A 26,717-nucleotide genomic window follows, 5' to 3' on the forward strand; every position below is an offset into this window, starting at 1 on the left:
ATCCCTCACTTCGAACGTTTTACTGCCAGTTAAAACAATTAAATACGAGTTCTTGATGAACTCCTGGAGACAGTAATGAGCGATCTATCGCCTGTAGAAAAGTCCGGCGCACCTCCGGAAGTTGCAGTCAGCATGAAGAAAGTGGCCGTGGCCAGTGTGATTGGCACCACGGTGGAATGGTACGACCTGTTTGTTTTCGCCACGGCTTCGGCGCTGGTGTTCAACAAAGTGTTCTTTCCGGATTTCGATCCGTTGATCGGTACATTACTGGCGTTCGGTACGTTTGCTTCGGCCTACCTGGCCCGGATTGTCGGCGCGGCACTGTTCGGTCATTTCGGTGACCGCCTGGGACGCAAGTCGATGTTGTTGGTTTCACTGTTAACCATGGGTGCCGCTACTTTCGCCATCGGGTTATTACCCAATTACGCGGCCATTGGTATCTGGGCGCCGATCCTGTTGTTGCTGCTGAGGGTGATTCAAGGCCTGGCGTTGGGCGGCGAGTGGGGCGGTGCGGTGCTGATGGCGGTGGAACACGCTCCCGCCAACAAACGCGGCTTGTACGGCTCGTGGGTACAGATCGGCGTTCCGGCCGGGACCATGATTGCCAACTTGGCCTTCCTGCTGATTGCCGCGTGGCTGTCCCCTGAAGACCTGTTGGCCTGGGGCTGGCGTATTCCGTTCCTGGCCAGCGTGCTGCTGATCGCCGTGGGCTTGTACATCCGCTTGAACATCTCTGAAACCCCGGCCTTCAACAAGGTCAAGGAAGCCGAGGTGCAAGTGAAAATGCCGCTGGCGGAAGTGTTCCGCAAGTACTGGAAACAAGTGGTGCTGGGCGGGATCGCTACCATGTCGACCGGGGCGTCGTTCAACATCATCGTTGCCTTCGGTCTGACATACGGCACGCAGAATCTCGGGTTCAGCCGCAGCGTGATGCTCGGCGTGGTGTTGCTGTCCTGTGCCTGGTGCATCGTCATGTTGCCGGTGTTCGGCGCGCTGTCGGACCGTTACGGACGCAAGCCGATCATCGTCGCCGGCATCGTGGCCGAAGCGTTGGTGGCGTTCCCGATGTTCTGGTTGATGGACACCAAAGAGTTGCCCTGTGTGATCTTCGGCTACCTGCTGTTGATGACGGCCTTCGCGGCCAATTACGGGCCGATCGCGACCTTCCTTGCCGAACTGTTCGGCACCCGGGTGCGCTATTCCGGGTTGTCGATCAGCTACATGTTGTCCGGCCTGCTCGGCAGTGCCGCGACGCCTATCGTCACCACCGCATTACTGGCAGCGACCGGCAAAGGCTCTTCGGTGGCCTGGTACATGATCGGCGCGGCGTTGATTTCGCTGGTGGCGTTGTTGTTGCTGACCGAAACCTTCAAGCGAGACATCAGTGAAGTCCCCGCAGCAGTGCCGGCCAACGAGCCAGCCCTCGGCAAACCTGTCAAATCGGCTGCCGCCTGATTAATGGAGCTCAACAACATGCGCAGAATTCAGTCAGCCCCGGGCTTCATCGGCCCGGTCGGCCCTTACTCCCAAGCGGTGGTCAGCGGCCACCTGGTGTTCACCGCCGGGCAGATTCCGGCCCAGAGCGGGCTCGATGACCAGCCCGCCAGTTTCACCGAACAAGTGCGACAAACCTTGCGCAATCTGGAGGCGATCCTGATTGAAGCCGGGTCCGATTTCAGCCACGTGATCAAGGTCAACGCGTACCTCACCGATCCCGCGCAATTGGAGCCGTTCAACGCGGTGTATCGCGAGTTTCTCGGCCATGCGCCGCCGGCACGCACCACCGTGTGTGTAGCGCTGTGGGGCGTGTCGCTGGAAATCGACTGTGTCGCTGAGTTGATTGCCAAGGAGGCGGAACATGAATGAATCGCAGCTGATCGAGCAGCTCAACGCGGTGAGCTTTCCGACCCTCGGGCATTTTCTCGAGGAGGGTTTTGCCGACTCGCAACTGCGGGCCATGGTGCCCAATGTGAAACTGGTCGGCCGGGCGCTGACCCTGAAACTGGTGGGCGCCGATGCCATCGCGGTCAACCAGGCCCTGGCGCTCATCCAGCCCGGCGATGTGCTGGTGATCGACACCGACGGTGACTGGCAACACGCCCCGGTGGGCGCCGTCACCAGTTGCGCGGCGCGTTGCGCTGGAGCGGTGGGCATTGTGGTGGACGGCGCGGTGACCGACTTGCTCGAACTGCGCGAGACCGGCCTACCGGTCTTCGCTCGCGGCACCAGCCTGCTGACCACCAAGCTGCATGGCCGTGGCGACAGTCAGATCAATCAGCCGATTCACTGTGCCGGTGTCACGGTGCATCCCGGGGATTTCGTGCTGGCGGACGACAACGGCGTGCTGTTTCTCGATCCGGCCACCGCGCAAAACGTCATCGAGCGCGCGCTGGCATCGGACCGGGCAGAACCGCAACTGCTGACCCGGTTAATGGCGGGCGAGCCGGTGTCCAGTGTCTTGAGTATCAAACTCTCTTAATGACCGGCAGCCAGCCTGAAAACTGGCTGCTCAGGAACTTCAAAATCAATGAACAAACAACCGTTGGCACTTATTGCGATCGGCAGTGCGCTATTCAGTCCGTTGAGCATGGCGGACTTTATTAAAGACAGTAAAGCCACCCTCGGGATGCGTAACTATTACTTCAATAACGATAATCGCGATGGCGCCGCGAACCCTTCCAGAACCGAAGAATGGGCGCAGGGTTTCATGCTCAACTATCAGTCCGGATTCACTGAAGGCACTGTCGGCTTTGGCGTCGATGCGTTAGGGCTGCTGGGTATTCGCCTGGACAGCGGTGACGGTCGCCATGTTGGCAGTTCGATGATCCCCGACGATGGCAACGGCGCAGCCGAGCAATGGTCGCGCTTCGGTGCGACGGCGAAGATGCGCTTTGCCCAGACTGAAATGCGTTACGGCACCCTGACACCGAAGTTACCGATTCTGCAGGCCAATGACGGACGGCTGCTGCCGCAAACGTTCGAGGGAGGGCAGATCGTCTCCAATGACTTCGAGCATCTGACCCTGACCGGTGGTCATCTCGAACACGCCACGGGTCGCGGTTCCAGCGACAGCACCGGTTTGGCCGTGGCCGGCGGCACCCGGGAAAGCAACGCGTTCAATTTTGCCGGTGCCGATTACAAAGTCACCGATGCGCTTCTGGCGCAGTACTACTACGCCAATCTCGAAGACTATTACCAACAGCATTTCGCCGGTCTGGTTCACAACCTGACACTGGGGGATTTCGGCGCGCTGAAAACCGATCTGCGCTACTTCAAGACCTCCGCCGACGGTGCCAATGATTCGGCCAGCGGTCGGGCCAGCGGCTACCGCACCAGTGGCTTTACGCAGAACGGCGACGGCAAGATCGACAACAACACCTGGAGCCTGGCGTTCACCTGGAGCATCGGCGCTCACGCGCTGATGGCCGGTTATCAGCAGGTGTCCAGTGACAGCGGATTCGTGCAGCTCAACCAGGGTGGTTTGCCGGACAAAGGCGCTGGAGGCGCAAGCGTCTACCTGCTGACCGACCGTTACATCCAGAACTTCACCCGCGCCGGAGAGCGTACCGGTTTCGCCCAGTACAGCTACGATTTCGCCGCCCTTGGCGTGCCGGGGCTCAAGGCTTCGGCGATGTACCTTTCAGGCAGCGGCATTAAAACGGTGGCCGGACCTGAGCAAGAAGAATGGGAGCGGGACCTGAGCCTCGACTACGTGATCCAGAGCGGGCCGTTGAAAAACGTCGCACTGGGTTGGCGCAACGGTATGTCGCGCAGTGAAGCATCGCGCGATGCGGACCAGAACCGCTTGGTGGTCAGCTACAGTCTGCCGTTGTTCTGATCGGGCAACTCAGTCCAGCAAGCACTGTTGCAGGCTCTCGAGAAAAATCGTCTCGGCCCGGCTCATGCGCTGCTCGCGGTTCCACAGCAAATGAATGTCCACATCGGCAATCCCTTCGTGGGGCGGCAGGCGCCAGAGCAATCCGGCGTCGACGTCCGCCGCCACCACGTGCTCGGGCAAACAGCCGATCCCGTACCCGGCGATCACCAGTCGCCGGACTTCTTCCAGGCTCGGTGACGAGGCAACGATGCGTCCGCTGAAGCCTTGCTGATCACGAAAAATCGTCAGCGGCGAGAGCATTCCGCCGATCTGGTCGCTGGTGAAACTGACGAAGTTCTCCCGCTGCAAATCCCCTTCGGCGACGTTCTGTTGGCCGAACAGTGCATGGTGCTTGCCGCAGAAAAACGCATAGCGCTGACGCAGGAACAGCCGTTGTTCCAGGCGCGGTTGCGGGCGGCGATTGAGGCTCAGGCCGAGGGTCGCGGTTTTTTCCTGGAGGGCGCTGACGATGTCGGAACTGCGCATCACGTCGACTTCCAGATCCACTCGCGGGTGCTGGCGATGAAAGTCCGCGAGGAAGTCATCGAAGCGCTCCGAGAAGATCCGGCTGATGATCAGCAAGCGAACCTTGCCGATCACTTCGTCGGCCGGTTGCTCCAGCACGCTGCTGACCTGGGACATCTGGCCATAAATTTCCCCGGCGAGTTCGAAGATCTGCTCGCCGACTTCGGTCAGGGCAAACCGTGGTCCGCGACGGGCGATCAATTGTCGGCCCAGTTGCTCCTCCAGACGCTTGAGCGCCTGGCTCACCGCCGGTTGCGTCAAGTGCAGGCGGGCGGCGGCGCGGCTGATGCTCAGCTCCTGACCGATCACCCGAAACGTGCGCAGCAGGTTCCAGTCCAGACGGTCATTGAGCAGGCGTTGTACATCGCGTTCGGCCATGGTGGCTCTCGATTATAAGCTGGCGTAATAGTTCGCATAATAAATAGAAAATTGACTAATCATAGCCCCGAGACGATAAATCATCTCCAGACAGGCGCCGTCAGAGCGCCTTGATTTAGCCGTTTCACTCCTGCCAAAAAAATAACCAAAGGAGCCTGACCATGAAGCCTAACGCTTCGCCCCAGCCTCGCCGTGCTGCGGCTGCCGCATTCATCGGCACCATGATCGAGTGGTATGACTTTTACATCTACGCGACCGCCGCCGCGCTGGTATTCGGCGCGCTGTTCTTCCCTTCCGACGACAAACTGTTCAGCACCATGGCCGCCTTCGGCACCTTCGCCGTGGGCTTCTTTGCGCGGCCGTTGGGCGGGATTATCTTCGGCCACATCGGCGACCGCATTGGTCGCAAGAAGTCGCTGATCATCACCTTGCTGATGATGGGCGTGGTCACGGTCTGCATCGGTTTGCTGCCGACCTACGCACAAATCGGCGCAGCGGCGCCGGTGCTGCTGATTCTGCTGCGCATCGTCCAGGGCATCGCCGTCGGTGGCGAGTGGGGCGGGGCGGTGTTGATGGCCGGGGAGCATGCGCCGAAAGGTCGACGCAACTTCTTCGCGTCCTTTGCGCAGCTGGGCAGCCCGGCCGGTTTGATCCTGTCGTTGCTGGCCTTCAGCGCAGTCACCCGTTTGCCGGAAGAAGACCTGATGAGCTGGGGCTGGCGTCTGCCGTTCCTCGCCAGTTCGTTGTTGCTGCTGGTGGGCCTGGCGATTCGCCTGGGCGTGAATGAGTCGCCGGAGTTTCTCGCCAGCCGCGAACTGGCGCGCAAAAGCACACGCAAGGAGCAGGCACCGGTCATGGAAGTCCTGCGTACCGCGTGGCGCCCGCTGCTGCTGTGCATCGGCGCCAACACCCTCGGGATTGCCGGGGTGTATTTCACCAACACCTTCATGATCGCCTACACCACCCAGCAACTCGAACTGCCGCGCTCGCTGATCCTTGAGTGCCTGTTTGTGGTGGCGATCATTCAGTTCTGCATTCAACCACTGGCCGCGTGGGTCGCCGAGAAAATGGGTGCCACGCGATTCCTGTGCCTGGTGTCGTTACTGGCCATCGCCTCGCCGTACCCGATGTTCGTGCTGGTCAGCTCGGCCCAGGCGCCGCTGATCATCCTCGGCATCGCCCTGGCGGTGGTGTGCATGGCGTCGTTCTACGCGGTGATCGCCGGTTACGTCAGCGGCATGTTCGAGACCCGTGTGCGCTACACCGCGATTTCGTTGGCCTATCAGATTTGTGGCGCCGTAGCCGGTGGCCTGACGCCGCTGATCGGCACCTTGCTGGCGCATAAGTTCGCCGGTCAATGGTGGCCGATGGCGGTGTTCTACAGCCTGATTGCCGCGACTTCGCTGATCTGTGTCCTGTCCCTTGCCCGTCGCCATGCCAGCGCTGAACGCCTCGAAATGGCCAACGCTTGATTAACGTATTTCCAGGAGTAACTCATGTTGAAGATTAATGGTGAACGCCTCTGGGCGAGTCTGATGGACATGGCCGAAATCGGCGCCACCGCACGTGGCGGCAGCTGCCGCCTGGCCCTGAGCGATGAAGACAAGGCCGGTCGCGAATTGTTTTCCCACTGGTGCCGCGAAGCCGGCATGACCCTGAGCGTGGATGCCATCGGCAACCTGTTCGCCCGCCGCGCCGGCACCGACCCCGATGCCGCGCCCGTGATGATGGGCAGTCACCTCGACACCCAGCCTGAAGGCGGGCGTTTCGATGGCGTCTACGGCGTACTCGCCGGCCTGGAAGTGGTCCGTTGCCTGAATGACCTCGGCATCCAGACCCGCAAGCCGCTGGAAGTGGCGGTCTGGACTAACGAAGAAGGCGCACGCTTCACCCCGGCGATGTTCGGCTCGGCGGTGTTCACCGGGATCATGCAACTGGACGCGGCGTTGGCGGTGCGTGACATCGACGGCATCAGCGTTGCCGAGGCGTTGCAACGCACCGGTTACGCCGGCGAGCGCCCGTTTGGCGGCGCGGTGGATGCGTACTTTGAAGCGCACATCGAACAAGGGCCGATCCTCGAAGACAACGCCAAAAGCATCGGCGTGGTCAGCGGCGGCCAGGCGATTCGCTGGCTCGACGTGCGGGTCGAAGGCATGGCCGCCCACGCCGGCACCACGCCGATGCCGCTGCGCAAGGACGCCTTGTATGGCGTGGCGCGGATGATCCAGGCCATCGAAGGTTTGGCCACCGATTTCGCCCCTGAAGGCCTGACCACCGTGGGCGAGTTGAGCATCAACAAGTCTTCGCGCAACACCATTCCGGGCTTGGTGAATTTCACCGTCGACCTGCGTCATCACCGCGACGAAGCGATTGAGGCCATGGAGCAGCAAGTCCGCGAACGGCTTCAGGCGATTGCCGATAGCCGAGGCTTGAACCTGACGATTACGCCTCACTGGATCAGCCCGGCAACACCGTTCGATGCCGATTGTGTGGCGGCGGTGCAGCAGGCGGTGGACGCGCTGGGCTACGCTCAGCAATCGATTGTCAGCGGCGCGGGCCACGACGCAATTCACCTCGCGCGGTTCTGCCCGACGGCCATGGTGTTCATCCCTTGTGTGGGCGGCTTGAGCCATAACGAAGCCGAAGATGTGCTGCCCGAAGACGTGCGTCAGGGCACTGATGTCTTGCTCAACGCTGTCGTGAGCCGTGCCGGAAAAGTCGAGTAAAACGCAATCCATGTGGGAGCGAGCTTGCTCGCGATAGCGGTGGATCAGCCGCCATCAATGTTGAATGTGCTGACCTCATCGCGAGCAAGCTCGCTCCCACAGTTGAACGCACTCGGTTTCAAGATTTAAGTTAACTGACAGGTATTAATCCATGCGCAGTTTTTTCCACCCCGAACAATTGCTTCACCATCCACGCAGCTACTACTCCCGTGGGCAGATGCGCACGCCGCAGGAAGTGCCGGAGCGCGCTCAGAGGTTGGTGCAAGCGTCTCATTCATTGGGTTTTACGGTTGAGCAACCGGTCGATGCCGGGCTCGATCCGCTGCTGGCAGTCCATGGCGCACCGTACCTGACGTTCTTGCAGGAAGCGCATCAGCGCTGGAAGGAAATTCCCGAGGATTGGGGCGACGAGGTGATGTCGAACATCTTCGTGCGCGAGCCCAATGCCCTGCGCGGGATTCTCGCCCAGGCCGCGCGGTATCTGGCGGACGGCAGTTGCCCGGTGGGCGAGCAGACCTGGCGTTCGGCCTATTGGTCGGCGCAAAGCGCGATCGCCGGGGCTCAGGCGTTGCTCGACGGCGAGCCGGCGGCTTACGCCTTGTGCCGTCCACCGGGACACCATGCCCGGGCCGAGGCGGCGGGCGGTTTCTGTTATGTGAACAACGCAGCGGTGGCGGCTCAGGTATTGCGTGCCGGATTTGCACGAGTCGCGGTGCTCGACACCGACATGCATCACGGTCAGGGGATTCAGGAGATTTTCTACGACCGTGATGACGTGCTCTACGTCTCGGTGCATGGCGATCCGACCAACTTCTATCCGGGGGTTGCCGGGTTTGCTGATGAGCGGGGTGTCGGGAAGGGCGAGGGGTTCAACCTAAACTTGCCGATGGCGCATGGTGCCAGTGAGGCGGACTTCCTGGGTCAATTGGACGTGGCGTTGGCGGCGGTAAAAGATTTCGGCGCCGAGGTGTTGGTGTTGTCCCTGGGGTTCGATATTTTCGAGCTGGATCCGCAGAGCAAGGTGGCGGTGACCCGTAAAGGGTTTGAGGCACTTGGGGCGCGGATTCGCAGCCTTGGGTTGCCGTGTCTGATTGTGCAGGAGGGCGGGTATCACCTGGAGAGTCTGGAGGATAATGCGCGGGCGTTTTTTGTGAATGCCGAGGTGTGGCAACTCTGAGTTCTTTGGTGTCTGGTTGATCGCTATCGCGGGCAAGCCATGCTCCTACAAGGGCCGAGGTTGAATGCCAATCCAGGCTCGGCTCGATCCCTGTAGGAGCAAGGCTTGCCCGCGATGAACGATAACGCGGTCCCCCGGATGAAACACAAGCGCCGTAAGGCACTTGCCATCGCCCTGACGTTAACGTAAAGATTGCGGCAGGGCGCTGATCTTAAAAAAGCGCAGGGCGGACCGATCCGGAGCGCTTGATGACGCTAATAAAAACAACTCCTCCGAAACTGCACCGCGAAGCCCGGTTGGCCCGGGAAAAACTCCATCTCGAGGGCGAAGTCCCGGATGGCGTGCTGCGGGCGGAAATCGATGCGTCGTGGCGGCGCAGCCTGAGCCATGGCGTGCATTTCAATGCCAAGCACGAGCTGGCGCTGGAATCGAGCGCGAGCCTCGACGTGCTGTTGGCGAGCAATCGGCTGCTGATCGATGCGGCATTGCCGGCCATCGATTACCTGGCCGAGCGTCAGGGCAAGGAAGGGCTGATCATCCTCGCCAATTCCGACGCCACCATCCTCGCTGTCGAAGGACGCGCCGATCGCCTCAAGGGCAGCGGCCTGCAAGACATCACCCTCGGTGCCTGCTGGAGCGAAGCCGCTCGCGGCACCAACGCGTTGGGCACTGCACTGGTGGAAGCCCGGCCAACGATGATCGATTGCGGCGAACATTACCTCGATCGCCTGACCGATTTCTCCTGCACCTCGGTGCCGATCCATTGCCCCCAAGGCGACATCCTCGGCGTACTCGACCTGACGCGCGAAGGCCCGCTGGGCCGCGTTCACGACAGCACCGCGTTGCTGGCGATGGCCGTCAGCCAGATCGAAAGCCGGGTGTTCAACGCCAGTTATCCGGACGAGATCGTCCTGGCCTTCCACAGCCGCCGGCAATACCTCGAATCCCCTTGGCAAGGCCTGTTGGCGGTGAGCCTTGGCGGGCAGATTCTCGCGGTCAGCGCCCAGGCCTGTCAGTTGCTGCATGCCGAGCGCTCGGCGCTGGTCGGTCGACGCTGCGAAGAGTTTCTGGGTGTCGATGGCCTGCAACTTCTGTCGCGTCTGCATCAGGGCGGTGTCGGCAGTTTGCAAACGGCCAAAGGTGAGTTTTTCTACAAAACCCTGCGTGCGCCGCAGCGTTCGATCAACGTCAGCACGCCGCCGCGCAGCACAGCGAAAACCGCCAAAGCACAACCGGATCTGGAGTCTCTGGCCGGCAGCAATGTGCGCTATGCCCGAGCCTTGCGCATGGCCCGTCAAGGCCTGGCCAATGAGCTGCCGGTGTTGCTGTTGGGTGAAACCGGCACCGGTAAGGAAGTCATCGCCCGCGCCCTGCACATGGCCGGCACCCGCTGCGACAAACCCTTTGTCGCGGTGAACTGCGCGGCGATCCCCGAAGGCCTGATCGAGTCGGAATTGTTCGGCTACCGCGAAGGTGCGTTCACCGGCTCGCGCCGCGGCGGCATGATCGGTCGTCTGCAACAGGCCCATGGCGGCACCTTGTTTCTCGATGAAATCGGCGACATGCCGCTGGCCTTGCAGGCCCGTCTGTTGCGGGTGTTGCAGGACCGCAAAGTGGCACCGTTGGGCGCCGGCGAAGAGCAAGACATCGACGTCGCATTGATCTGCGCCACGCACCGCGACCTCAAGCGACTGGTCGAAGAAAAACACTTCCGCGAGGACCTGTTTTATCGGGTCAACGGTATCAGCGTAATGCTCCCGGCCTTGCGCGAGCGTGAGGATTTCAGCGGTTTGGTCGCTCGTCTGCTAGCCAAACTGGATGCACCGGCGATGGTCCTGCATGACGATTTGAACCGCTTGCTCGGCGGCTATCACTGGCCGGGCAACATCCGCCAACTGGAAATGGTCCTGCGCACTGCGCTGGCCATGCGCGAGCCGGGGGACACCGTACTCACCCTCGACCACTTGCCCGACAGCATGCTCGACGAGTTGACCGCTACCGAACGCCCTCAGGCCGGGAGCATTCGCGAAAACGAACTGGAGCTGATTCGCCAGTCCCTGGACACTCACCAGGGCAACGTCTCGGCCGCCGCCGACGCCTTGGGCATCAGCCGCGCGACCTTGTATCGCAAGCTCAAACAGTTGCGCTCGTGATGCAGCGCTTGATCGTTCGGCTGATCGACAGCCAGAACCCCGAAGCCCTGCAAGCGGCGTTGCACTGGCTCTACAGCTTCGTGCGGCCGCATCGTCTGGCGATTGCCGGGTTGCTCGGGTTATCGGTCTGCGCCTCGTTGCTGGTGCTGGTCCAGCCTTGGCTGACCAAACTGCTGATCGACGATGGCTTGCTGGCGCGAAACTTTCCGATGCTGGTGCTGATCGCCGGTCTGATGATCGTGGCCGGGTTGTTGGGCACTGCGCTGTCGGGGATCAACCGGTACCTGCACACGCGGCTGTCCGGGCGGATTCTGTTTGCCCTGCGCGATGACCTTTACCGACATCTGCAAACCCTCTCGCCGAGTTTTTACGGACAGCGGCGCATCGGTGACCTGATGTCGCGCCTCGATGGCGACGTTGCTGAGATCCAGCGCTTTGCCGTGGACTCGTTGTTCTCTGCGGTGTCGAGCGTAATCGGTCTGGTCTGCGCCGTGGCGATGTTGCTGACCCTGTCGTGGAAACTCTCGTTGCTGGCGCTGGTGCTGATTCCCCTCGACGTACTCTGGCTGCGCTGGATGCGACGCAAGGTCGAGCGCGATGTGCGGCAATTGCGCGAGCGTTCGGCGGATATGTCCTCGTTCATGGTCGAGACCTTGCCGGTGATGAAGTTCATCCAGTCTGCCGGCCAGCAACAGCGCGAATCGCGGCGCCTGGAAACGTTGGGTCAAGGCTACATGAGCCAGTTGCTGCGCCTGCAAGTCACCGAGTTTTTTACTCAGGCGGTGCCCGGCACACTGACGTCTCTGTCCCGTGCCTGTGCGTTCCTGATCGGCGGATATTGGGTGGTGCAGGGGACCTGGCAACTGGGCGCGCTGATCGCGTTTTCCACCTATCTGGGCATGGCCGTCGGACCGGTACAGAGCCTGCTCGGGCTCTATGTCGCGGTCCAACGAATGACCGTCAGCCTCGGTCGCGTGATGGAGTTGCGCGGTGAAGAACCGACCGTTCTCACCCCGGTCACGCCGCAGCCGATGCCGACCTCCGGCGAACTGCGTTTCGACGATGTGCACTTCAGTCATCCCGGTCGCCCGACAACTTTGCGCGGCATCGAAGCGCGAATTCCCTACGGTTTGAAAGTCGCCCTGAGCGGCGGCTCTGGCGTCGGTAAATCAACCCTGATCGACCTGCTGCAACGGCACCACGATCCGCAGTCGGGCCGGGTGTTGCTGGGAGAGGTCGATCTGCGCGAACTGGACCTGTTCCAGTTGCGTCGGCGGATTGCCGTGGTCAGTCAGGACATCGTGCTGTTTCGCGGCAGCCTCGCCGACAACCTCGCCTACGCGGTGCCGGACGCCAGCCGTGAAGCGATTGCCGAAGTCGCACGGCTGGCGCAACTCGACAGCCTGATCGAGTCGTTGCCCGAAGGCCTCGACAGCCCGTTGGGCGAGCGTGGTCAGCAGTTGTCCGGCGGGCAGAAACAGCGCATCGCCATCGCTCGGGCGCTGTTGCAGGATCCATTGATTCTGGTGCTGGACGAAGCGACCTCGGCGGTGGATGAAGCCACCGAGCGCGAAGTCATCGAAGCCATTGATCGTCTGTTTGCCGGGCGTACGCGAATTCTGATTAGTCACCGTCCTTCAACCTTGGCTGATGCCGATTTGCGCTTTGAATTGCTCGACGGCGTACTCACTTCAAAAACGGTGTTGCATGAAGCCTGAGCTGCGGATTGGCGTGGTGGACAGCGGTCACTCGGCGGCGCAGCGGGTGCAGGTGATCGCCGGGCGGCGCTTCTCGTTGCTGGCGGATGGCCTGGCCGAAAGCGACTTGCGCGACGATCCGCTGGGTCACGGCAGCGCGGTGATCGAGGCCATCGGTCGACGGGCGCCTTCGGCGGTATTTTGCGTGGCACAGGTGTTCGACCAGCGTGGAGTCACCAGCGCGTTGCAGATCGCCACGGCAATTGATTGGCTGGTGGCGCAGGACGTTCGGCTGATCAATTTGAGCCTCGGTCTGCGTCAGGATCGTAGCCTGTTGCGTGAAGCCTGTGCCGCGGCGGTAGCGCGAGGTGTTTTGCTCTGTGCGTCCAGCCCGGCGCAGGGCGAGGGCGTGTTTCCGGCGAATTATCCACAGGTGCTGCGAGTCACCGGCGATGCGCGTTGCGCCGAACAGGAATGGTCGTGGCTCAACAGCGCTCAAGCGGATTTCGCCGCGTGTGTGCATGGCACCTATCCGGGGCAGTCTGGCGCCAGCCTCGGCTGTGCGGCGTTGAGCGGGCACATTGCGGGTTTCCTGGTGGCACATCCCGAGGCGAGCAACGAACAGGTCATCGAATGGCTGCGGGAGAATGCCCGTTATCGCGGCCCTGAACGGCGCTTCGGGCCATGATTTTGATTCTTGGCGCAGGGCCAGCGGGAGCGGCGGTTGCCTTGGGTTTGCGTCGGCTCGGTTATCCCGTGACGCTGGTCAGCGAATGGCGGCGGTTTGCGGCGCTGGAAGGCGTCTCCATTCGGGTGCTGGAGGCTTTGCGTGGCGCGGGGCTACATCAGGCGCTGGCGGATGCAGCGCTGCCGTCCCAAAGACAGGTGTCATGGAACGGCCAGCAGCATGCGCAAAACATCGAATTTTTACTGGATCGCCCGAGCTTTGATCGAGGCTTGCGCGAGGACCTGCGCCTGGCTGGCGTTGAGCTGATCGAAGGCCGCGTGCTGACGGTGCAGTCATCGGCTTCGGGGCATCGGATCGAGGTCGAAGGGCGCGAGGCGCTGCTGACGGATTTTCTGGTTGAGGCGCGTGGGCGTCAGGCACCTTCGCTCGGCAAAGGCCAGCGCGGGCCGGAGACGGTCAGCCTGCTCAATCGCTGGCAAGGCGCGCCGGGCAGCACCGCCAGCGCGGTGGAAAGTCTTGAGGACGGCTGGGCCTGGATGGCCCGGCGAGCCGACGGTCAGTGTTACTGGCAATGGACCGTGGACGTGGCCAGTGCTGAATTGCCGGGCAAGGCGCAGTTGCTCGATTACTGTCGGGAGCGACGTCAGGGTTCGGCGTTGGCGCGGGCGTTTTTCGGTGCAGGGCCGGAAACTGACCTGCAACTGCATGCACGCAGCAGTACCGCGATTTTGTGCCCGCAGGTGTGTGGCGATAACTGGATTCGGGTAGGGGATGCGGCGATGGCGGTGGATCCGCTGTCGGGCAACGGGATTTTTCAGTCATTGTCCTCGGCGTTACAGGCGCCGACGGTGATCAACACGTTGTTGCGTAAACCCGAGCGAGCGGCGCTGGCTCAGCGCTTTCATCAGCAACGGGTGGAGCAGTTGTTTTTGCGTTTTGCGCGGATCGGGCGGGATTTTTATGCCGATGAGCAGCGTTGGTTGCAGCAGCCATTCTGGCAGGCGCGGCGGCAGTGGCCGGATGCTGAGGTGGCGCATGCCGAGGCGGATTTTTCCTCGTTGAGGATTGAGTGCGCGCCGGTGTTGAAAGACGGTTTTGTGGATGAGGCTGAGGTGGTGATAACGGCGGATCAGCCGCTGGGGATCTGGCATGTGCAAGGGGTTGAGTTGGCGCCGTTGGTGCGGCGGTTGCGGACCGAACCGGCCGAGCAGGCGTTGGCGGGGTTGACGGGGGAGCAGGGAAGGGTGGTTCGCAGTTGGTTGTTAGCTCAGGGGTTCAAACCCTGAGATTCATGTTGTCCGGGCTGGCCCTATCGCGAGCAAGCTCGCTCCCACAGTGATTTGTGTGATGCCAGATATTGCAGCTTCACCACAAAACCCTGTGGGAGCGAGCTTGCTCGCGATGGCGCCCGTGAGGGCGCCGCAGATCACAACTTAATCAACACCGACTTCAACTCGGTGTAATGCTCAATCGCCGCATACCCCATCTCCCGCCCAACCCCTGACATCTTGTACCCACCAAACGGCAACGCCGGGTCCAGGGCACTGTGGCAGTTGACCCACACCGACCCCGACTTGATCCGCGGAATCATCCGGTGCACCGCCGCCAGATCGTTCGACCAGATGCTCGCCCCAAGCCCATACGGACTGTCATTGGCCATGCGCAACGCATCGGCTTCATCATCGAACGGAATCGCCACCAGCACCGGCCCGAAGATCTCCTCCTGCACCAGTGAGTGCTTCTGATCGACGTCCACAATTACCGTCGGTTTGACGAAGAACCCCGGCCCGAACTGCTCACCGCCACAGGCGATCGTCGCACCACTTTCCCGTCCCTTTTCGATGTACCCGTAAACCCGCTCCTGCTGACGCGCCGAGATCAGCGGGCCCATGTCGACACTCGGATCCATGCCGTTACCGAGCTTCATTGCGTTGGCGATGTCGGCGATGTCCGCCACCACATTGTCGAAATGCTTACGCTGCACATACAGCCGGGAACCTGCGCAGCACACCTGGCCCTGGTTGAAGAAAATCGCGCCGGCGGCACCGGCTGCGGCGGTCTTCAGGTCGGCGTCGGCCATGACGATGGTTGGCGATTTGCCGCCCAGTTCCAGGGTCACCCGGGTCATGGAATCCATGGCGATCTTGCCGATCTGCTTGCCCACGGCGGTGGAGCCGGTGAATGTCAGCTTGTCCACCAGCGGATTGTGGGTCAGGGCGGAACCTGCGGTGATGCCGGTGCCCGTGACCACGTTGAATACGCCTTCGGGGTAACCGGCCTCCAGCACCAACTCGGCTAGTTTCAGCGCGGTCAGCGGGGTTTCGTCGGCGGGTTTGAGCACCACGGTGCAACCGGTGGCCAGGGCCGGGCCGAGTTTCCAGCAGGCCAGCAGCAGCGGGAAGTTCCAGGCGACGATGGCGCCGACCACGCCCACCGCTTCGCGGCGGATGAAACTGTGGAATTGATCGTTGGGCATCAACGGCAACGACACTTCAACGCTGGAGCCTTCGATCTTGGTCGCCCAACCGGCCATGTAGCGCAGGAAGTCGATGGACAGTTGCACGTCCATCACCTGGGCCACCGCCGCGCTTTTGCCGTTGTTCAGGCATTCCAGTTGCGCCAGCAGTTCGGCGTCGCGCTCCATCAGATCGGCGAGTTTCCACAGCAGGTTCTGCCGCTCCCGAGGCCGGGTGCGGGTCCAGGCCGAATCATCAAAGGCCTGACGGGCGGCGAGCACGGCGCGGTCGACATCCTCAGGCGTGGCCCGTGGCACGACGCACAGCACTTCGCCGGTGGCCGGGTTGTGCAGGGGCATGGTCTGGCCGTCGGCGGCCTCGACCCAGTCGCCGCCGATGAGCATGCGTGGGGCGCGCTGGATGAACGCCGAAGTGGCGGGAAGCAAATAAGGGAGGGGCATGGCGAGACCTCTTGTTGTTCGTGAGAACGAGGCTTTCGCAATGGCTGTGCCAAGTGCCCGCAAAGGCAGAGCCGGCCTTGGCTGGCGGGGTTTTGGGGCGTTCAAGGGAATAGCGGGCGCTGTGAGGTTGTTGCAAATTGCGACAACTATGAGACGACGAGCAACCGGGTGGCGACCTTGAGACCTCCACTAATGAGGATTAGAATTTTCAGGATCGGTGGGTGAAATGACGGACCGTTCATCCGGCAATATATCTGGCGTGAGGGAGGTAACGATGTTCCTTTCAACCCTGGAAATTCAAAACATCATTGAGCACAGTTTTCTGCCCTCCGTGTGCACCTGCACCATGGCGGCGGACCAGTCCCTGACGATTCGGGTCTGCGACTGCATGACCGGCAAAGTGGATATAGTGGCCACCCACGTTCCCCTGTGGACACTGGACAGTCCCCATGCGATCGCGTCGCTGGTGGCGGACATGCAGCACGAGATCGACGTACACAAAAGCGTTCACCCCACCTACGACATCTGAACCGGCGCACGCCGCACCGTGGAAAACGGTGCGGCCCGCGTCGATTATTCAGGCTGCAAACTTACGGGAAATTTCTTCGAACGTGTTGCCATCCACGGCAGCCAACAGCTTTCTGTCGTCCTTGAGTGTCGCCAGAAAGGTCACTTCGGTTTCCTTGCCAGCCAGCATGAACCCGGCGATTGCGCCGATGGGCCCCAACAGCATGGCCCCGGCCACGCCAAAGCCGATGGCATCCTTGATGTTGTTGATCGAATCCTCGTTGGCCACTTCCACAGACTTGAACGATGAGAGCGGGAGGGTGATGCCGGGCCATGGGTGAAGCGACGTTCTGAGGGTGAAAACGCCGTCTCTGTACTCTCCATCACCCTGCAGAAAGTCCCCCGCCAGGACAGTGATGCTTGCCATTTTTCTATCCCCTGGTGGCAATCGGTGAACGACCATTTCGCGCTTGCAGGGGGGCGTCGTCAATCGTCGGCCGATGAACTGTTCCGGTCTGGCCATCTATGCTGTCTCAGACTGCAACAACTGTCGCGATATTAGACGCTGGCGATCTCGTTCAGCGATAGCGAAAAGCATTCATCTTCACACAACGTCTTGATTTAAAAGGTAATCGGCAAGCTGGCACGCTCCGTGTATTGCTCATTGCAGACGTTTCTCCTGCCTCCGTCAGCGGTGCGCCGCCGACGGCAGAAACCATAAAAACGATAAGCCACAAAAATAAGAAAGCACCGTGAGGTTCGACGTTGATGAAGAGAAAACTCCGATCAGGCCTGAGTGCCAGTCTGCTGGCCGTGGCCGCTTGTGTGGCGCTGCATTCGCCTTACAGCCTGGCAGCCCGTGACGCTCAGACCATCCTCAAGGAAACCTGTCAGGGCTGTCATACCCCCGAAGCCGATAACGCCCTGAGCCGCATCAGCCACCAGCGTAAAACCCCTGAAGGCTGGCTGATGAGCATCGCCCGCATGCAAACCATGCACGGTTTGCAGATCAGCGATGACGACCGCCGAACCCTGGTCAAATACCTGGCCGACACCCAAGGCCTGGCCCCAAGCGAGACCGATGGCGTGCGTTATGCGCTGGAGCGTCGACTCAATACTGCCGAGAAGTTCGACGACCAGACCAGCCAGATGTGCGGCCGCTGCCACTCCGGTGCGCGGGTCGCCCTGCAACGGCGTCCGGCCCAGGAATGGGAGCGTCTGGTGAACTTCCACCTCGGCCAATGGCCGTCCCTGGAATACCAGGCGCTGTCTCGCGACCGCGACTGGTTCGACCTTGCTCGAAAAGACATGGTGCCGCTGTTGGCCAAGCGTTATCCGCTGGACAACCCGGCCTGGAAAAAATGGCTGAGCACCGCGCCAAAAGCCGAAGTGCTGGTGGGCGACTGGAGCTTCAGCGGCCATTTGCCGGGTAAGGGTGAATTGGCCGGTGTGATGAGCGTCACGGCCGATGGCAGCGACACGTTCAAGGTCAGCGTCAAAGGCCAATACGCCGACGGCAGCCCGTTCAACGGTGATGGCAGTGCGATTCTCTACACCGGTTACGAATGGCGCGGCAACGTGACCATCGACGGCGTGACCATGCGCCAAGTGTTCGCCGCCCAAGGCAACGCAATGCAGGGCCGGATGTTCGAGGCCGAGCATGATGAGCGAGGTCTGGACTTCGTCGCCGCCAAGCAGGGCAGCAGCCGTTTGCTGGCGGTGCAGCCGGGTTATCTGAAGGCTGGCGCTGAAACTGAAGTCACCCTTGTCGGCAGCGGTCTCACCGGCAAACCGAACTTCGGCAAAGGTGTGGAAGTGGTCGAAGTCATCGAGCAGAGCCCGGGTCGGATCAAGGTCAAACTCAAGGCCGCCGCCAATGCTCAACCGGGTCTGCGCAACGTCACCGTAGGCACGCTGAAAGGCCCGACCCTGTCGGTCTACAGCAAGATCGCCGAAGTCAAAGTCGTGCCCGAGTTCTCGGTGGCGCGGATCGGCGAGGGCGGTGGTTCGACCCCGAAAGTCCAGGGCCGTTTTGATGCCGAAGCCTGGGGCAAGGGCGTTGATGGCAAGCCGTATCGTATCGGCGTGTTCCCGGCGCAGTGGTCGGTCGAAGCTTTCGACGACCGCGCCAAGGAAGACGAGGACGTCAAGTTCGCCGGCACCATGCAGGCTGACAGCGGCGTGTTCACACCGGGCGATGCCGGGCCTAACCCGCAGCGCAAAATGTCTACCAACAATGCCGGCAACCTCAAGGTGATCGCCGCCGTCGACGATGCAGGGAAATCCCTGACCGGCGAAGGCCACATGATCGTCACCGTGCAACGCTGGAACAATCCACCCATTCCATGATGTTGAAAACGTGAGCTGGCTGACTTCAACGGCTTCAGACATTTTTTTGGAATGACCGTGAGCCCCGTAGAACGGGGTTTGCACAGGAGGTTGCAATGGGCGCTATTTTGAATCTGGTTGAGCGGAACCTGCACGAAGTGCACGTCGATGCCGACCGCATGCTGTTTCACATCCCTAGCAGTTCGCTGTTCGCCAGCGATGAGCTGACGGGCACCATCATCGATACCTTGCGCGGTCCCGGCTGTTCGTCGGAGGACTTGATCCAGCGCTTGGCGTCACGTTTCAACGGTGAGGAAATCACCGAGACCTTGCGTGAGTTGATGTCTCTGGAGCTGGTCAGCGACGGCTCGCCGCTGACCCCGGACATCGGCACCAAACGGGTCGAGCGCACGGCGATCAACACCGTGGTGCTCAACGTCAACACCGGCTGCAATCTGAGCTGCACCTACTGCTACAAGGAAGACCTGGACAAGCCGTCGGCCGGCAAGAAAATGGACGTCGAAACGGCGGTCGCCTCGGTGGAAATGCTGCTGCGTGAATCGCCGGACGAAGAGCGTTTCACCGTGGTGTTTTTCGGTGGTGAGCCGCTGAGCAATCGCAAGCTGATCGAGTACATGGTCGACTATTGCGAGAAGCGTTTCCGCGAGGCGGGCAAGTTCGTCGAGTTCGTCATGACCACCAATGCGACGCTGCTCACCGAAGAAACCGTGGACTACCTCAACGCCCACCGTTTCGGCCTGTCAGTCAGTATCGACGGACCGAAAACCGTGCACGACCGCAACCGCATCACCGTGGGTGGGCAGGGCACGTACGACGTGGTGCGGCGCAAGGCCGAGATGCTGCTGTCGCGTTACAACAGTCGTCCGGTCGGTGCCCGTGTCACCCTGACCACCGGCGTCACCGACGTCGAAACCATCTGGGATCACCTGTTCAACGAACTGGGTTTTGCCGAGGTCGGGTTTGCTCCGGTGACCTCCGGCGACATCAGCACCTTCAACCTGTCCAGCGACGAGCTGATCGAAGTCTTCGCCAACATGAAGAAACTCGGCCGGCGTTATCTGGAAGCGGCGCTGGAGCATCGCAACATCGGTTTCTCCAACCTGCACCAGTTGATCACCGACATCCACGAAGGCCACAAAAAAGCCCTGCCATGCGGCGCGGGCCTGAAAATGCTGGCGGTGGATCACAAGGGCGAATTGAACCTGTGCCACCGTTTTACCGGCTCATCGTTGCCGACCTTCGGCAATGTCCACAGCGGTGTGAAGCAGGTGGAGTTGAACGACTTCCTGTCCCAGCGCCTGGACCGTACCAACACCGGTTGCGAGGACTGTCAGATCCGCAATCTCTGCTCCGGCGGCTGCTACCACGAGAGCTACGCCCGTTACGGCGACCCGACCCACCCGACCTATCACTACTGCGAACTGATGCGTGACTGGGTCGACTTCGGCATCGAGGTCTACACCCGGATCATGGCCCACAACCCTGCGTTTATCAGCAGCTACATCACTCCGCGCAAGGCTCACTGATATGAAACATCTCAAGGCAATCAATAATAAAGCGCTGAAACTCGATGAGGCCGCGGCCGAAAACCGCATCGAAGAGGTGGTGGCGATGAGTTCCGTCGCCGGCTGCGCCTCGACCACCGACCCGGGTTGGGAAATCGACGCCTTTGGCGGTGTGTCGTCGCTGTGCCAGCCGATGGAAGCCGACCTTTACGGATGTTCCGACCCTTGCTGGTGGCCGGCCCAGGTGCCCGACATGATGAGCACCTACCCGGACTGGAACAAGGATGCCCAGGCGTCCAACGACAACTGGCGCAACCTCGGGACTGTCTTTCCAAAAGACAAGTAATCGGTCAGATAAAAGGATTCCAGCATGCCTAGCATCAAAGCCTGCGGCCTGGCCGCGTTTGCCGTCCTGAGCGTCTGTTCGCTCACTCTTATGGCCGATGAAAACACTGCACTCGAAACCGGTCACGAGTACATGGTGACCACTAATTACCCGAACAACCTGCACGTCATCGACCTGGCCACCGACACCCTGTTCAAGACCTGCAAAATGCCGGATGCCTTCGGTCCCGGCACCGTTCAGTTGTCGCCGGACCGCAAGACCGCTTACGTGCTGAACAACCACTACGCGGATGTCTACGGTGTTGAACTCGACAGCTGCAAGCAGGTGTTCCACGCCAGCATCGCCCAGAAACCGGGGGAGAAAGCGCGGTCCATGTTCGCCTTTACCCTCAGCCACGACGGCAAGGAATTGTTCACCATTGCCAACCCGACGTTGATGCTCAACGACCGCTACGAAGTGCAGCAACCGCGGCTCGATGTGTACGCCACCGACGCCGGCATGGACGCCAAACCCGTGCGCAGTTTCCCGGCGCCACGACAGCTGACCATCATGCAGAGTGGTGACGACGGCACGCTGTATGTGGCCGGGGCGGATGTCTACAAGGTCGATGTGAAGACCGGCAAGTTCGACGTGCTGATCCCCAGCCGCCACTGGAAGCGCCCGAACTACAGCGCACCGGACGTGCTCTACGTGTGGAACCAGCAGACTTATCGCCATGACCTCTCGCTGCTCTACACCGCGGCGAAATTCAAGGACAAGAAGCAGGATCCAGCGACCGCCGAGTACCTCTACGGGCTGTTCAGCATCGACCTGAAAACCGGCAAGACCGAAACCACCGACTTCGGTCCTCTGACGGAAATCTACTTCAGCGGCATGCGCTCACCGAAGGATCCGAACCTGATGTTTGGCGTGCTGAACCGTTTGGCGAAGTACGACATCAAGGAGAAGAAAATGCTCCAGGCGGCGACGCTGGAACATTCCTACTACTGCATTTCGTTCAACAAGGACGGCAGCAAGATTTACCTGGCCGGGACGTTTAATGATGTGGCGATCTTTGATTCCGAGAGCATGAAGCAGATTGGCAGCATCAAGTTGCCGGGTGGGGATATGGCGATCACGACGGCGCAGATATTTGTTCGGTAATCGATTCGCCCGTGCGGACGCCATCGCGGGCAAGCCTTGCTCCTACGGATTTGAGTCGTTCACAACGCAGGCGAACGACACAAACCTGTAGGAGCAAGGCTTGCCCGCGATGAGGCCCTCAAGATCACCGAATCATCAAGCCCCCGGCACCGGACAACTCAAATCCCCCTCCTGACACTTCAGATAATTCTTGAAAGTCTCAACCCGCGCCTTGGTCAACTCAGTAACACAGTTGCTGTAGATCAGCGGATACACACTCCCGCCTTCCACCCCGGCGCTCGAGAACTTGCACTCGGCATCCCGAAACGCAATCCACGAACGCTGCGCCCCGATCAGAAGCTTTTTGCTTTCCGGGTTGCTCTTCAAACGCTCGTTGATCTGCTGGTAAAGCGCATTCAACTCCTTGTCCGCCGCCTTGTGCTGCTGCGCCGCGCACTGATTCATCGTGGCCTGATCGGTGGCGTTGTCGCAGTCCACCGCATAAGCAGCGGTAGTGAACAGCAGAGGCGTCAGAGCCAGAAGAAAGCGTGGGTACATGGGATTCTCGCTGTAACAGGAAAGTCGGGATGCAGTTTAGTGCCGTGTTCGACCCTTTATGTTTGCCATTCAGGGCATTTTTTAATCGATTCATAGCCAAGCCACGGCACATCATGTGACGTCCAGATATGCGCCTGAGGCGTCATTTTCGGGTCATCGTCCAGTGTCGCCACACGAACAATGACGTGGGGTTGGGCCAAGCGTTCAGCCATCAAGTGTGATCCGCAGACCGAACAGAAATGCCGAAGCTTGCCCGGCGACGATTCATAGCTGCTCAGACGGTCCTGACCTTTGGTCCAGCGAAAATGTTCGCGCATGACCCCGGCTGTCGAGGCGAATGCCGCCGCGTGTGCCTTGCGACAGGTTTGGCAGTGACAATGACTGATGGGCATGTCGAGGCTATCGACTTCGTATTCGATGGCTTTACACAAACAGCTGCCATGCAGGCTATTCATCGCGTGCTCCTGATTGCGTGAGGGTGGCTGCCCGCAGCAAAGCGTCAGCCGTGGCTTCGATGTCTTCACGCAAATGTAACTTCTCCAGCCAACGGTCGGGAATGCCCTGCACACCGTAATGAGCCCCGGCCAACTGGCCAACGATGGCGGCAGTGGTATCGGCGTCGTCGCCCAGGTTGGCGGCTTTCAGGATGGCGGCTTCAAAACTGTCAGTCTGATGAAAGCACCAGAGGGCCGCTTCCAGTGAAGCAACGCAGTAACCGCTGCCATGGATTTCGCTTTCAGGTTTACCGAAATAATCGCCTCGCGCGATGGCGGCCACTTTGGGTTCCAGGCATGTCGTTTCTGACAAGCTGAGTACTTCTGCCTTGGACGCGCCTTGCAACGCTCGGTAGATCAGCTCGGCGAACAACTGACAGCATTCGATCGCTTCCGGTGCGGCGTGGGTGGTTCGCGAGCTGTGTGCGGAAAAGGCGAGAACTCGGTCGCGGTCGGGAAAGTAATACAGCACCACCGGCACCAGGCGCATCAGCGAGCCGTTGCCTGCCGTGCGGGGATCGGTGGAACCGGCGAACGGTTCGCCAGTTTCCTGATAACGCGTCAGGGCGTCGCGTACGGTCATGCCAATGTCGAAGCATTCACCCGTCGAGCTCAGATAACCCCATTGCCACCAATTCAAGTAACGACCCATCTGATCGGCCGCCTCGAAGCCGTTTTTACTCAGCAGACTTTCGGCCAGGCACAGCGCCATCGAGGTGTCATCGGTCCATTGCCCGGGTTTCAGATTGAAAGGGCCGCCACCCACCATGTCGGTCAGGGGCTTGAACGAGCCGCGTGGCTGGAACTCGACGCTGGTGCCGACGGCATCACCGCAGGCCAGGCCCAGCAGGGCTCCGCGATAACGCTCCGTAAGTGAAAGCTGCATGAATCGTCCTTGTCTGAGTCAATTTCGTTTTTAACGTTAGCAGTTTTGGTCTACTCGTTTTGTTTTCAAACCAGCAGTTACACTTGGAAATGCAGCTGAATATTTCGTACAGGGTTGATTGCGATACCCGATTGATACAACTTTAGGGTTGGTCTTGTGGTCTTACAGGCCTACTGTTCAGTACAGGAGGTGACTTATGAATCCAGCATCAGATCGCATCGAAAGGAAGATCCTGCTCAAAACGCCGCGCTCGCAGGTCTGGCGTGTGCTGGCCAATGCCGAAGCCTTTGGGCAGTGGTTTGGCGTGGCGCTGGAGGGCAAGCGTTTTGTCGCCGGTGAATGGACCCAGGGGCAGATTACGTACCCGGGTTATGAACACTTGCTGTGGAACGTACTGGTGGAGCGGGTCGAGCCGGAACGGGTGTTTTCGTTTCGCTGGCACCCGTATGCCGTGGAGCCTGAGCTCGATTACTCCCAGGAACCCACCACGCTGGTGAAGTTCGAGCTCGAAGACATGGATGAAGGCACGTTACTCAAGGTCACCGAGTCCGGTTTCGATCACATCCCTCAGACGCGCAGGCTCAAGGCGTTCCGCATGGACAGCCGCGGTTGGGATGAACAGATGAACAACATCGAAGAGTTTCTCAAAGTCAGTGCCAAGGCCCGCGAGCGTCAGGAAGAGTGATGGCTGCATGTTCGAACCTTGGCTGAAACGCTGGGCGCTGGTGCCGGACGGTGAACCGATCATCACGCCCGGCAGTCGTTTATTACCGGTGCGCATGGGTGATGTGCCGGCGATGTTGAAGATTGCTGTCGATGCCGAAGAAAAGTTCGGCAATCTGTTAATGACCTGGTGGGGCGGCGAGGGCGCTGCCCGCGTCTATGCCCATGACGGTGACGGGTTGTTGATCGAGCGTGCCATGGGCCAGCGATCGCTGATGCACATGGCGCTCAACGGTCAGGACGACGAAGCCAGCCAGATATTGTGTGCGACATTGGCGCGGCTGCACGCGCCGCGGCCGTCGCCACCACCGCCCCTGGTTCCATTGGCGCCATGGTTCAAGTCGCTGCGTTTGGCGGCTGAACAGTTTGGCGGCCCTTATTCCCTCAGTCTCGCCACTGCCGAAGTCTTGTTGGCTGAGCCGCAGGACGTCGTGGTGCTGCACGGCGACATGCATCACGACAATGTTCTGGACTTCGGCCCGCGGGGTTGGCTGGCCATCGATCCCAAGCGGGTGATCGGTGAGCGCGGATTCGATTACGCCAACCTGATCTGTAATCCCGACTTGCCGACGTCGACTGATCCTCAGCGTTTCCACAGGCAGATAGCGGTGGTGGCTGACGCCGCCGGCCTCGAGCGTCGACGGTTACTGCAATGGGTGTTGGCGTTTGCCGGATTGTCGGCAGCCTGGTTTCTCGAGGATGACGACGCCCTGGCGGCCGAAGGTCAGCTACAGGCCGCGAAACTCGCGGCTTCAATGCTCGATACCTGAGCCGTCTAAGGGTTTTCGGAAGGGCGGCTATAGCGAATGTCCTACACGCGATGGTAGCTATGTCGTCTATTGCACATTGGATCCGAAGCGTAATCTAGCCTCATCAACCGAAGCACAGGAAGTGCTCGGGATCACGGATGATCGACCATAAGCAAGGAATCGCTGCCGACAGGGAGTCGTAATGGTCTTGGGAAAACCCGCTTCGGCGGGTTTTTTTTGGTCTGTCGAAAAGGCTTTGGGCAGATTAGTTTCGTGTAGCTGGAGAGGGCTTCATGACTGAATGGTCAATGGCTTACGCCAGAGCGCTGGTATGTCCTCTGTTTACGCTTCACCGATGTGTTTAATCTGGATCCATCAACTGAGTCGCAGGAAGCGCTCAGGATCACGGATGATCGACCATTGGCCAGGACGGCTGCCGACAGGATGTCGAAATGGTCTTGAGAAACCCGCTTAGGCGGGTTTTTTTATGGGCGATGGAAAATCCTAGGCGCATCATTTTCGCCGGGGGAATCGGCAGCCAGGCACTGGCTGCCGGTCGGGATGGATCAGCGTGCTGACAACTGATCGAGTTTCGCTGCTGCACGTTCAGTGATTTCCGAGCGCAGTTTCAATGACCCGGCAGCACGTTTGCGGGCTTCCTCCAGCACTCTGACCGGAGCCGTCTCAGGGCTGCCCGACGCAAACGGCGGTGCCGGGGCGTATTCCAGCTGCAACTGCACCAGCTCTGCCGTGTCCTTATCGAACAGCTCCGCGGCCAGGGTCAGGGCAAAATCGATGCCCGCCGTGATCCCGCCACCGGTTAGAAGATTGCCGTCGCGCACCACCCGATCCTTCACCGGGATCGCCCCCAAAGGCACCAGCAATTCGTGATAAGCCCAGTGAGTGGTGGCGTGTTTGCCCTTCAGCAACCCCGCTGCACCGAGCACCAGCGCGCCGGTACACACCGACGTGACGTAACGCGCGGTGGCAGCCTGCGTCTTTATGAAGGCCAACGTCTCTTCATCCTCCATCAACGGCCCGACGCCACTGCCGCCGGGAATGCAGATCACATCCAGCTTCGGGCAATCGTCGAACGTGGTGGTCGGTTTCAGCACCAGGCCCGTGCTCGCGGTGACCGGCATCAGGTCCTTCCAGATCAAATGCACCTTCACGTCCGGCAGCGAGGCCAGCACGTCGTAAGGGCCGGTGAGGTCCAGTTGCTGAACCTGTGGAAACAACAGAAAACCGATCTGCAACGTCATGGCATTTTTCTCATGAAGTGGGTGGACGACTTCACTTTAGGCTCGTAGGATTTGGCGTATACGCCAATAACCCCACGA

Annotated in this window: 25 protein-coding genes; 18 read left to right on the forward strand and 7 right to left on the reverse strand. The window is 60.5% G+C overall.

Annotation, left to right across the window (positions count from 1 at the left end; translation table 11 throughout):
* Positions 1 to 75: 75 nt before the first annotated feature.
* From ACA079_RS08415 to ACA079_RS08430, 4 genes are read left to right on the forward strand one after another with little or no spacing between them, the layout of a single operon-like run.
* A complete protein-coding gene (locus tag ACA079_RS08415) occupies positions 76 to 1,455 on the forward strand; it encodes an MFS transporter (RefSeq protein WP_415767982.1) in 1,380 nt (459 codons plus the stop codon).
* 18 nt (positions 1,456 to 1,473) lie between these two features.
* The gene (locus ACA079_RS08420; protein ID WP_497703172.1) at positions 1,474 to 1,866 is read left to right on the forward strand and encodes a RidA family protein; all 393 of its coding nucleotides are present in this window, start codon (positions 1,474 to 1,476) and stop codon (positions 1,864 to 1,866) included.
* Positions 1,859 to 2,479 (forward strand): RraA family protein, encoded by a 621-nt coding sequence (locus ACA079_RS08425; RefSeq protein WP_497703173.1) that lies wholly within the window; start codon positions 1,859 to 1,861, stop codon positions 2,477 to 2,479. Before ACA079_RS08420 ends, ACA079_RS08425 begins: the two co-directional genes overlap by 8 nt.
* 48 nt (positions 2,480 to 2,527) lie before the next feature.
* Positions 2,528 to 3,838, forward strand: a complete 1,311-nt coding sequence (locus tag ACA079_RS08430) for an OprD family porin (RefSeq protein WP_497703174.1) — start codon at positions 2,528 to 2,530, stop codon at positions 3,836 to 3,838.
* A gap of 9 nt (positions 3,839 to 3,847) precedes the next feature.
* On the opposite strand, the gene ACA079_RS08435 is transcribed toward ACA079_RS08430, so the two are convergent.
* Positions 3,848 to 4,780, reverse strand: a complete 933-nt coding sequence (locus tag ACA079_RS08435; protein ID WP_033061190.1) for a LysR family transcriptional regulator — start codon at positions 4,778 to 4,780, stop codon at positions 3,848 to 3,850.
* Between the two features lie 161 nt (positions 4,781 to 4,941).
* Here ACA079_RS08435 and ACA079_RS08440 point away from each other — a divergent pair, with 161 nt between their 5' ends.
* The 7 genes from ACA079_RS08440 to qhpG all read left to right on the forward strand — a co-directional run bounded on the left by ACA079_RS08440 (position 4,942) and on the right by qhpG (position 14,507).
* The gene (locus ACA079_RS08440) at positions 4,942 to 6,252 is read left to right on the forward strand and encodes an MFS transporter (RefSeq protein WP_497703175.1); all 1,311 of its coding nucleotides are present in this window, start codon (positions 4,942 to 4,944) and stop codon (positions 6,250 to 6,252) included.
* A gap of 24 nt (positions 6,253 to 6,276) precedes the next feature.
* Positions 6,277 to 7,506: a Zn-dependent hydrolase gene (locus ACA079_RS08445; protein ID WP_497703176.1), complete on the forward strand. Its 1,230-nt coding sequence runs from the start codon at positions 6,277 to 6,279 to the stop codon at positions 7,504 to 7,506.
* A 151-nt stretch (positions 7,507 to 7,657) separates the two neighbouring features.
* Positions 7,658 to 8,683, forward strand: coding sequence for a histone deacetylase family protein (locus ACA079_RS08450; RefSeq protein WP_497703177.1), 1,026 nt, complete (start codon positions 7,658 to 7,660; stop codon positions 8,681 to 8,683).
* A 248-nt stretch (positions 8,684 to 8,931) separates the two neighbouring features.
* Positions 8,932 to 10,836 (forward strand): sigma-54-dependent Fis family transcriptional regulator, encoded by a 1,905-nt coding sequence (locus ACA079_RS08455; protein ID WP_497703178.1) that lies wholly within the window; start codon positions 8,932 to 8,934, stop codon positions 10,834 to 10,836.
* Positions 10,836 to 12,554 carry an ABC transporter ATP-binding protein gene (locus tag ACA079_RS08460; RefSeq protein ID WP_497703179.1) on the forward strand — a complete coding sequence of 573 codons (1,719 nt, stop codon included), beginning with the start codon at positions 10,836 to 10,838 and terminating at the stop codon, positions 12,552 to 12,554. The genes ACA079_RS08455 and ACA079_RS08460 overlap by 1 nt, the downstream gene beginning before the upstream one ends.
* On the forward strand, positions 12,544 to 13,221 hold the full coding sequence (gene qhpE / locus ACA079_RS08465; protein WP_497703180.1) for a subtilisin-like serine protease QhpE: 678 nt from the start codon (positions 12,544 to 12,546) through the stop codon (positions 13,219 to 13,221). The genes ACA079_RS08460 and qhpE overlap by 11 nt, the downstream gene beginning before the upstream one ends.
* Positions 13,218 to 14,507 (forward strand): flavin-dependent monooxygenase QhpG, encoded by a 1,290-nt coding sequence (qhpG, locus tag ACA079_RS08470; RefSeq protein ID WP_497703181.1) that lies wholly within the window; start codon positions 13,218 to 13,220, stop codon positions 14,505 to 14,507. The genes qhpE and qhpG overlap by 4 nt, the downstream gene beginning before the upstream one ends.
* Positions 14,508 to 14,647: 140 nt before the next feature.
* Here the strand turns inward: qhpG and ACA079_RS08475 are convergent, their stop codons facing one another.
* On the reverse strand, positions 14,648 to 16,138 hold the full coding sequence (locus tag ACA079_RS08475) for an aldehyde dehydrogenase family protein (protein WP_497703182.1): 1,491 nt from the start codon (positions 16,136 to 16,138) through the stop codon (positions 14,648 to 14,650).
* A gap of 274 nt (positions 16,139 to 16,412) precedes the next feature.
* Here ACA079_RS08475 and ACA079_RS08480 point away from each other — a divergent pair, with 274 nt between their 5' ends.
* The gene (locus ACA079_RS08480; protein WP_134423379.1) at positions 16,413 to 16,667 is read left to right on the forward strand and encodes a DUF1652 domain-containing protein; all 255 of its coding nucleotides are present in this window, start codon (positions 16,413 to 16,415) and stop codon (positions 16,665 to 16,667) included.
* A gap of 48 nt (positions 16,668 to 16,715) precedes the next feature.
* On the opposite strand, the gene ACA079_RS08485 is transcribed toward ACA079_RS08480, so the two are convergent.
* Positions 16,716 to 17,072, reverse strand: coding sequence for a hypothetical protein (locus ACA079_RS08485; protein WP_497703183.1), 357 nt, complete (start codon positions 17,070 to 17,072; stop codon positions 16,716 to 16,718).
* 341 nt (positions 17,073 to 17,413) lie between these two features.
* Between ACA079_RS08485 and peaA the strand changes: the two genes are divergently transcribed.
* The 4 genes from peaA to peaD all read left to right on the forward strand — a co-directional run bounded on the left by peaA (position 17,414) and on the right by peaD (position 21,988).
* Complete coding sequence (gene peaA / locus ACA079_RS08490; RefSeq protein ID WP_497703184.1) at positions 17,414 to 18,994, forward strand: quinohemoprotein amine dehydrogenase subunit alpha; 1,581 nt, start codon at positions 17,414 to 17,416, stop codon at positions 18,992 to 18,994.
* Between the two features lie 95 nt (positions 18,995 to 19,089).
* Complete coding sequence (gene peaB / locus ACA079_RS08495; protein WP_008145337.1) at positions 19,090 to 20,520, forward strand: quinohemoprotein amine dehydrogenase maturation protein; 1,431 nt, start codon at positions 19,090 to 19,092, stop codon at positions 20,518 to 20,520.
* Position 20,521: 1 nt separating this feature from the next.
* Positions 20,522 to 20,845 (forward strand): quinohemoprotein amine dehydrogenase subunit gamma, encoded by a 324-nt coding sequence (gene qhpC / locus ACA079_RS08500; RefSeq protein WP_008027961.1) that lies wholly within the window; start codon positions 20,522 to 20,524, stop codon positions 20,843 to 20,845.
* A gap of 24 nt (positions 20,846 to 20,869) precedes the next feature.
* Positions 20,870 to 21,988: a quinohemoprotein amine dehydrogenase subunit beta gene (peaD, locus tag ACA079_RS08505; RefSeq protein WP_497703185.1), complete on the forward strand. Its 1,119-nt coding sequence runs from the start codon at positions 20,870 to 20,872 to the stop codon at positions 21,986 to 21,988.
* 135 nt (positions 21,989 to 22,123) lie between these two features.
* On the opposite strand, the gene ACA079_RS08510 is transcribed toward peaD, so the two are convergent.
* The 3 genes from ACA079_RS08510 to ACA079_RS08520 are packed head-to-tail and all read right to left on the reverse strand — an operon-like array spanning position 22,124 to position 23,905.
* A complete protein-coding gene (locus ACA079_RS08510; protein WP_497703186.1) occupies positions 22,124 to 22,525 on the reverse strand; it encodes a lysozyme inhibitor LprI family protein in 402 nt (133 codons plus the stop codon).
* A gap of 56 nt (positions 22,526 to 22,581) precedes the next feature.
* On the reverse strand, positions 22,582 to 22,980 hold the full coding sequence (locus ACA079_RS08515; RefSeq protein WP_497703187.1) for a GFA family protein: 399 nt from the start codon (positions 22,978 to 22,980) through the stop codon (positions 22,582 to 22,584).
* Positions 22,973 to 23,905, reverse strand: a complete 933-nt coding sequence (locus tag ACA079_RS08520) for an ADP-ribosylglycohydrolase family protein (protein WP_497703188.1) — start codon at positions 23,903 to 23,905, stop codon at positions 22,973 to 22,975. The genes ACA079_RS08515 and ACA079_RS08520 overlap by 8 nt, the downstream gene beginning before the upstream one ends.
* A 196-nt stretch (positions 23,906 to 24,101) precedes the next feature.
* Here ACA079_RS08520 and ACA079_RS08525 point away from each other — a divergent pair, with 196 nt between their 5' ends.
* Both ACA079_RS08525 and ACA079_RS08530 read left to right on the forward strand, forming a co-directional pair.
* Positions 24,102 to 24,590 carry an SRPBCC family protein gene (locus ACA079_RS08525; RefSeq protein ID WP_282480961.1) on the forward strand — a complete coding sequence of 163 codons (489 nt, stop codon included), beginning with the start codon at positions 24,102 to 24,104 and terminating at the stop codon, positions 24,588 to 24,590.
* A gap of 7 nt (positions 24,591 to 24,597) precedes the next feature.
* The gene (locus tag ACA079_RS08530; protein WP_497703189.1) at positions 24,598 to 25,398 is read left to right on the forward strand and encodes an aminoglycoside phosphotransferase family protein; all 801 of its coding nucleotides are present in this window, start codon (positions 24,598 to 24,600) and stop codon (positions 25,396 to 25,398) included.
* Between the two features lie 545 nt (positions 25,399 to 25,943).
* Here ACA079_RS08530 and inhA read toward each other — a convergent pair.
* Positions 25,944 to 26,639: an isonitrile hydratase gene (gene inhA, locus ACA079_RS08535; protein WP_497703190.1), complete on the reverse strand. Its 696-nt coding sequence runs from the start codon at positions 26,637 to 26,639 to the stop codon at positions 25,944 to 25,946.
* Positions 26,640 to 26,717: the final 78 nt, after the last annotated feature.

The sequence above is a fragment of the Pseudomonas sp. LBUM1645 genome (assembly GCF_059716185.1).

Bases quoted from the DNA above. Each gene is read 5' to 3' on its own strand.
- qhpE (WP_497703180.1), top strand. From the start codon at position 12,544: ATGAAGCCTGAGCTGCGGATTGGCGTGGTGGACAGCGGTCACTCGGCG.
- ACA079_RS08445 (WP_497703176.1), top strand. From the start codon at position 6,277: ATGTTGAAGATTAATGGTGAACGCCTCTGGGCGAGTCTGATGGACATG.
- ACA079_RS08435 (WP_033061190.1), bottom strand. From the start codon at position 4,780: ATGGCCGAACGCGATGTACAACGCCTGCTCAATGACCGTCTGGACTGG.
- peaD (WP_497703185.1), top strand. From the start codon at position 20,870: ATGCCTAGCATCAAAGCCTGCGGCCTGGCCGCGTTTGCCGTCCTGAGC.
- ACA079_RS08525 (WP_282480961.1), top strand. From the start codon at position 24,102: ATGAATCCAGCATCAGATCGCATCGAAAGGAAGATCCTGCTCAAAACG.
- ACA079_RS08455 (WP_497703178.1), top strand. From the start codon at position 8,932: ATGACGCTAATAAAAACAACTCCTCCGAAACTGCACCGCGAAGCCCGG.
- ACA079_RS08430 (WP_497703174.1), top strand. From the start codon at position 2,528: ATGAACAAACAACCGTTGGCACTTATTGCGATCGGCAGTGCGCTATTC.
- ACA079_RS08510 (WP_497703186.1), bottom strand. From the start codon at position 22,525: ATGTACCCACGCTTTCTTCTGGCTCTGACGCCTCTGCTGTTCACTACC.
- ACA079_RS08520 (WP_497703188.1), bottom strand. From the start codon at position 23,905: ATGCAGCTTTCACTTACGGAGCGTTATCGCGGAGCCCTGCTGGGCCTG.
- ACA079_RS08460 (WP_497703179.1), top strand. From the start codon at position 10,836: ATGCAGCGCTTGATCGTTCGGCTGATCGACAGCCAGAACCCCGAAGCC.
- ACA079_RS08440 (WP_497703175.1), top strand. From the start codon at position 4,942: ATGAAGCCTAACGCTTCGCCCCAGCCTCGCCGTGCTGCGGCTGCCGCA.
- qhpC (WP_008027961.1), top strand. From the start codon at position 20,522: ATGAAACATCTCAAGGCAATCAATAATAAAGCGCTGAAACTCGATGAG.
- inhA (WP_497703190.1), bottom strand. From the start codon at position 26,639: ATGACGTTGCAGATCGGTTTTCTGTTGTTTCCACAGGTTCAGCAACTG.
- qhpG (WP_497703181.1), top strand. From the start codon at position 13,218: ATGATTTTGATTCTTGGCGCAGGGCCAGCGGGAGCGGCGGTTGCCTTG.
- peaA (WP_497703184.1), top strand. From the start codon at position 17,414: ATGAAGAGAAAACTCCGATCAGGCCTGAGTGCCAGTCTGCTGGCCGTG.
- ACA079_RS08475 (WP_497703182.1), bottom strand. From the start codon at position 16,138: ATGCCCCTCCCTTATTTGCTTCCCGCCACTTCGGCGTTCATCCAGCGC.
- ACA079_RS08480 (WP_134423379.1), top strand. From the start codon at position 16,413: ATGTTCCTTTCAACCCTGGAAATTCAAAACATCATTGAGCACAGTTTT.
- ACA079_RS08420 (WP_497703172.1), top strand. From the start codon at position 1,474: ATGCGCAGAATTCAGTCAGCCCCGGGCTTCATCGGCCCGGTCGGCCCT.
- ACA079_RS08425 (WP_497703173.1), top strand. From the start codon at position 1,859: ATGAATGAATCGCAGCTGATCGAGCAGCTCAACGCGGTGAGCTTTCCG.
- ACA079_RS08415 (WP_415767982.1), top strand. From the start codon at position 76: ATGAGCGATCTATCGCCTGTAGAAAAGTCCGGCGCACCTCCGGAAGTT.
- ACA079_RS08530 (WP_497703189.1), top strand. From the start codon at position 24,598: ATGTTCGAACCTTGGCTGAAACGCTGGGCGCTGGTGCCGGACGGTGAA.
- ACA079_RS08450 (WP_497703177.1), top strand. From the start codon at position 7,658: ATGCGCAGTTTTTTCCACCCCGAACAATTGCTTCACCATCCACGCAGC.
- peaB (WP_008145337.1), top strand. From the start codon at position 19,090: ATGGGCGCTATTTTGAATCTGGTTGAGCGGAACCTGCACGAAGTGCAC.
- ACA079_RS08485 (WP_497703183.1), bottom strand. From the start codon at position 17,072: ATGGCAAGCATCACTGTCCTGGCGGGGGACTTTCTGCAGGGTGATGGA.
- ACA079_RS08515 (WP_497703187.1), bottom strand. From the start codon at position 22,980: ATGAATAGCCTGCATGGCAGCTGTTTGTGTAAAGCCATCGAATACGAA.